The organism is Kitasatospora sp. MBT63, assembly GCF_000710465.2.
Classification (GTDB): Bacteria; Actinomycetota; Actinomycetes; order Streptomycetales; family Streptomycetaceae; genus Kitasatospora.
Genome location: NZ_JAIZ01000774.1, coordinates 343 through 5,047, shown reverse-complemented (window position 1 = coordinate 5,047; position 4,705 = coordinate 343). Strand labels below are relative to the sequence as shown.

Annotated in this window: 7 protein-coding genes and 1 riboswitch; of the genes, 1 reads left to right on the top strand and 6 read right to left on the bottom strand. The window is 74.2% G+C overall.

The features are described 5' to 3' along the window. The 5 genes from AA75_RS40110 to AA75_RS40090 all read right to left on the bottom strand — a co-directional run. The coding region (locus tag AA75_RS40110) for a sensor histidine kinase (RefSeq protein WP_033825419.1) at positions 1–1,009 on the bottom strand (1,009 nt) is incomplete at its 3' end. A 370-nt stretch (positions 1,010–1,379) separates the two neighbouring features. Next, positions 1,380–1,586, bottom strand: a complete 207-nt coding sequence (locus AA75_RS40105; RefSeq protein ID WP_033825418.1) for a hypothetical protein — start codon at positions 1,584–1,586, stop codon at positions 1,380–1,382. Positions 1,587–1,853: 267 nt separating this feature from the next. Further along, positions 1,854–2,069 (bottom strand): hypothetical protein, encoded by a 216-nt coding sequence (locus AA75_RS40100; protein WP_149038661.1) that lies wholly within the window; start codon positions 2,067–2,069, stop codon positions 1,854–1,856. A 58-nt stretch (positions 2,070–2,127) separates the two neighbouring features. Continuing rightward, complete coding sequence (locus AA75_RS40095) at positions 2,128–2,712, bottom strand: TetR/AcrR family transcriptional regulator (RefSeq protein ID WP_033825416.1); 585 nt, start codon at positions 2,710–2,712, stop codon at positions 2,128–2,130. After that, on the bottom strand, positions 2,712–3,560 hold the full coding sequence (locus AA75_RS40090; RefSeq protein ID WP_033825415.1) for an alpha/beta fold hydrolase: 849 nt from the start codon (positions 3,558–3,560) through the stop codon (positions 2,712–2,714). The genes AA75_RS40095 and AA75_RS40090 overlap by 1 nt, the downstream gene beginning before the upstream one ends. Positions 3,561–3,746: 186 nt before the next feature. Here AA75_RS40090 and AA75_RS40085 point away from each other — a divergent pair, with 186 nt between their 5' ends. Beyond that, entirely contained in the window at positions 3,747–3,956 is a 210-nt protein-coding gene (locus tag AA75_RS40085; RefSeq protein WP_033825414.1) for a 4-oxalocrotonate tautomerase family protein, read from the top strand. A 34-nt stretch (positions 3,957–3,990) separates the two neighbouring features. On the opposite strand, the gene AA75_RS40080 is transcribed toward AA75_RS40085, so the two are convergent. Next, positions 3,991–4,281, bottom strand: a complete 291-nt coding sequence (locus AA75_RS40080) for a YiaA/YiaB family inner membrane protein (protein WP_033825413.1) — start codon at positions 4,279–4,281, stop codon at positions 3,991–3,993. Between the two features lie 217 nt (positions 4,282–4,498). Further along, positions 4,499–4,661: riboswitch (cyclic di-AMP (ydaO/yuaA leader) on the top strand. The last annotated feature ends 44 nt before the right edge of the window (positions 4,662–4,705 follow it).

Here is a 4,705-nt window from a genome sequence, read left to right as displayed (position 1 = left end):
GGGCGGCGGGGGCCGAGCGCTCGGGACCGCCCGGCGCGGCCACCGCGCGGGGCTGCGACGGCACCCGGGCCGGGGGCGCGGGGAGCACCAGGGTGCCCGCCGGGGCCGGGGGCAGCGCGGTCGGCAGCGGCTCGGTGAGCAGGGCGTTCGGCAGCAGCACCACCACCCGCACACCCCCGTACGGGGAGGGCGCCGAGCTGAGGGTGACCCGGAAGCCGTACTGCTCGGCCAGCCGGCCGACCGCCGCGAGCCCCAACTGCGGTACCTCGCCCAGCCGGGAGACCTCCAGGCTGCCGCCGCCCGCCAGCGCCGCGGCGGCCTTCTCCACCGCCTGCTCCGGCATGCCGACGCCGCAGTCGTCGATCTCCACCACCGCGCCGTTGTGCACCGACATCAGCGTCACGAACACCTGGGTGGACGGCGGCGAGTAGCGGGTGGCGTTGTCCAGCAGCTCGGCCACCGCGTGGATCAGCGCCTCGGCGGCCGCGCCGACCACGGCGGTCTCGATCCGGCTGCGCACCACCACCCGCTGGAACGGCAGGATGCGGGACTGCGCGCCGCGCACGACGTCCTCCAGGGCCACCGGCTCGGGCCAGTGCCGGCCCGCCCGGGCGCCGCAGAGCACCGCCAGCGTCTGTGCCAGCCGGGCCTGTTGGGCCGCCGCGTGGTCCGCCTTGAGCAGGCCGTCGAGCAGCGCCGGGTCGTCGTGGGTGCGCTCCATCTCGTCCAGCCCGGCCTGCTGGTCGTGCGCCATCACCAGGATCCGGCGGGCGACGCTCAGGAAGGCCCGCCGGGTGGCGGAGTTGAGGTCCTGCTCCTGCTGGACGGCGGCGTTCTCGGCCGAGCGGCGGTCGAGCGCCTCGGCCAGGTCGGCGCGCAGCCGGTCGAGCTCCCGGTCCTGGTCGGCGAGCCGACCGCGCAGGGTGACCGTGACGGCATGGAACCTCGCGGCGGCCACCAAGGCGAGGACGGCGAGGCCGCCGGCTGCTGCTCCGCACCACTGAGTCATCGTCACGCGGCGAAGTCTAGGGCGATGATCCTACGTTCGTGTGAACCGATCGGTCGTCAATTGAGCTTAATCAGTCAAACTTTCACAGGATGGTGGAATCCTCCAACTCCCCGACCTGGACGCATCGGTGCTGGTCGCCGACGAACTTGACGGCGTACACGGGGTGATCCGTCCGGCGCCCTCGCGCCGATGATCAGCCGGAACTGCTCCTCGCCCGGCATCCCCGTCACGACCACCCCGGGCCGCACCACCGCCGCCGGCGGCCCGGACGCACCCGGCGGCAGCGGCGCCACGCGCTCCGGCCGGGCGTCGCACTCGGTCACGGCCGCCGGGGGCACTCGGGCAGCCGCCCGGTCGGGGCGGAGGGCAGCTACTGGCCGTCCGACTCGCCGTACGGCTCCTGGGCGCGGGCCGGGACGGGCCGCAGCGCGCGCAGACCGCGGGCCACGGCGTACGCCCGGGCGAGGTGGCCGCCCGTGGTGGCGCCGGCCGCGGGGACGCCCGGACGGGCGGTCCCGGTCCGCTGGGCGGGGACCAGTCCGGCGGCGGTCCGGGAGGGCTCCACGGTCTGGGGCATCTGTCCACGTCCTCGGGGCGGCCGGAGCGCTGGGAGCGTCCGGGTACCCACCAAGTCTCACCCGCGGACTGTGACAGAACGGTCTCGAAACCCACCCGAAGCCATACCGGCGCCCGGTCGGCCACGGTCAGGAACCGGTCGCCCCAGGTCGGTTCCGGTCAGCGGCGGACGCGGGGCGGATCGGGCCCGGGGCCGGGCGGCGTTGGACAGCACGAGGGCCACCCGGTGGTCCGGGTGGCCCAGGAGCAGGTCGGAGGGTGCGGCCGGTCAGGCCTGGATCCCCGGCAGCCCGTCCAGGCCGTCCAGGTCGGGGCTGCCGCCTGAGACGGTGCCGAGAAGGTCGACCGGGACGTCGGGGGCGGTGATGGCGTCCGGGGTCGGGCCACGGTCGCCGGCGGGGGCCGCGTGCGCGCTGGGGGCGGTCAGGGAGGCCACCACACCGACGGCGAGGGAGGCGACGGCGAGCATGCTTCGCTTCTTCATGCCCTGCCCAACGCCCGACGGCCCCGCCAGGACACGGGTGGCCCAGCGCGGGGCGGGCTCAGCCGGCGGGGGCCTGGCCGGGCCAGTCCCGCAGCCCCGCCGTCAGGACGCCGGTCACCCGCTGCTGGGTCACCGTCAGGTCCTCCGCGAGCTGGAAGCCGCCGCCGGTGGTCAGCGAGGCGAAACCGTGCGCGACGGCGCGGACCGTGCGGGTCGCGTGCACCACCTCCGAGCCCGTCAGGCCGTAGCCGCGCAGTACCGCCATGACCGCCTCGACCAGCCGGGTCGCCGCCGCGGTCAGCGCGGGGTCGGCCGGGTCGGGCGCCTGCGGTATCGCCGCGTACCGCTCGGGGTGCTCGCGGGCGTAGCGGACGTACGCCGCCACCAGTGCCTCCACGGCCTCGTCGGTGCTGCGCCCGAGGGCGGCGGCGCCCAGCCGGTCGGCCAGTTCCTCGGTGACCCGGACCGCGATCAGCCGGCGCAGTTCGGCCAGGCCGCCGGGCACGTGCTTGTAGAGCGAAGGGGTGGCGACCTTGGCCCGGGCGGCGACGGCGGCGAGCGTGAGGGCATCGCCGCCCTGCTCGTCGAGCAGGGCCAGGGCGTGGTCCACGACGGCGGCGGGGGTGAGTCCGGCCCTGGGCATCAGGCGACCTCGTGCAGGAAGGGGAGCAGGGCATCGGCGGTGGCCTGCGGGAATCCCGCCATCGGGTAGTGGCCGCCGCCGTCGATCATCACCTTACGGCCCTTCAGCGCGGCCGCCTGGCGGTCGGCCACCAGCTCGGGGTCCGGGAAGTCGACGTCCTTGGTGCCCATCAGCACCAGGGCCGGGCAGGTCACCGCGGCGGTCCAGCCGACCGGGGCGGAGTCGCCGGAGACGTAGCCCCGGGTGGCGGCCTTGCGGCCCGGCTCGCGCAGCATGGCGACCAGCCCGGCACGGTAGGCGTCGAAGTCGGCGGGGCGCTCGGTGGGGAAGTAGAGCTTCTGCGCGGCGCCCCACAGTGCGGGGAAGTGCACCAGGGCCGCGCCGAGCGTCTTGACCAGCGCCTTCTGGAAGGCGTTCGGCGGGAGGTTCTCGATGAAGGCGTCGATCAGCACGATCCCGGCCACCAGCTCGGGCCGGTCGCCGGCCACCTTGACCACGGTTGCGCCGGTGTAGGAGTTGCCGGCCAGGACGGCGCGCCCGATCCCCAGGTGGTCGAGCAGGGCGACCACGTCCGTGGCGATGGCGGCCGGGGAGTGGTCGGTGAAGCCGGTGGAGGAGTCGCCGAGGCCGCGCAGGTCCATGGTGATCACCCGGTGGCCGGCGGCGGTCAGCAGCGGGACCAGGTGCCGGTAGGTGGTGCGCCGGTCCAGCATGCCGGGCAGCAGCACGACCGGCACGGACCCGGCGGCGGTCCCGGCGGTGGTCCCGGTGGTGGGCCCGGCCGCCGAGTCGTCGAAGGCGATCCGGCCGCCGGGAACGGTGACGTACTGGGTGACGGTGGTGTTCATCGCTGCCTCCTGGGCTCCTCGACGGATGCCCGGCCGGTCCGGCGAGCTCCTGTGGCCATAAAGCTAATGCTAATAGCCTTAGCCGTCAAGGGTGCCACGGAGGCGTCCGCGGCTCTGGGGTAGCGTGCGGGTGATCACGGTCCCGGGTGCCGGCCCCGCCCGCCGGTTCGAGTGCCAGGAGGCGTCGTGCCCTTCATCAACGTCAAGCAGCTGTCCGGCCGGACCGACGAGCAGAACGCGGAGATCACCCGCGCGCTGACCGAGGCGTACGCCAGGGTGACCGGGGTGGACCCGGAGAAGATCTGGGTCGCGGTGGAGGAGATCCCGCCGACCCACTGGTCGGCCGGCGGCGAGACCTTCGCGGTGCGGAAGGCGAAGGAGTCCGAGGGCGCGTGACGCCCGTCCGGCCGGTCCGGCCGGGGGCGCGGGTTCAGGCGCCCTCGACCCGGAACGGGTCGTGCTCGGCGAGCAGCTTGTCCAGCCTGGCCTGGTCCACCCGGCTGGTCAGCTCGTCCGCCTCCTGGCGGTCGCGGATCACCTTCGCCAGCGTGAAGGCCGAGGTGATCTCGTACAGCAGGCCGACGGCGAGGAATCCGCGCATCCAGGCGTTGACCGGGAGATAGGCGATCCCGATCGCCAGGGCCGAGGTGGCGAGTGCGAAGGAGAGCACGGCCTGGCCGAAGTACGCCGCCGTGGTTCTGGTCTGCATCTTTGCGGTCATGCCGGTAGGTTCTCCAACTCGCCTTTCCGGCACATGAGTACGGATACTCAACCGGCCGGTAGCGGTCCGTCACCGCCGGCGGGCCGAATCCGGGTGAACCGCCCCGGGCGCCCGGTTCGGGTGCCAAAGTGTTGTCCAGGGCGCTTGGAATCATGGCCCTCATGGGATTAACTTTCGATAACGCAGCGCGGTACGAAACGCCGTAGCCAGACGGCACCGTGCGCCATCGCTCAATCCGCGGGCACGCCCTCACCGGGCGGGTCCGGGGAGCCGGGGAACCACGTTCCTTGGGGTGAATCGGCGGGGCCCAGGCCCGGCCGTAGGAGACCTTCCTGCTCCGAACCCGTCAGCTAACCCGGTCGGCGAGAGGGAAGGAAAGGAGCACGCCTCAGTGGCGTCGACGCACCCGCTCCAGGGCACGGCC

Bases quoted from the DNA above. Each gene is read 5' to 3' on its own strand.
- AA75_RS40105 (WP_033825418.1), bottom strand. From the start codon at position 1,586: ATGCCCCAGACCGTGGAGCCCTCCCGGACCGCCGCCGGACTGGTCCCC.
- AA75_RS40100 (WP_149038661.1), bottom strand. From the start codon at position 2,069: ATGAAGAAGCGAAGCATGCTCGCCGTCGCCTCCCTCGCCGTCGGTGTG.
- AA75_RS40095 (WP_033825416.1), bottom strand. From the start codon at position 2,712: ATGCCCAGGGCCGGACTCACCCCCGCCGCCGTCGTGGACCACGCCCTG.
- AA75_RS40090 (WP_033825415.1), bottom strand. From the start codon at position 3,560: ATGAACACCACCGTCACCCAGTACGTCACCGTTCCCGGCGGCCGGATC.
- AA75_RS40080 (WP_033825413.1), bottom strand. From the start codon at position 4,281: ATGACCGCAAAGATGCAGACCAGAACCACGGCGGCGTACTTCGGCCAG.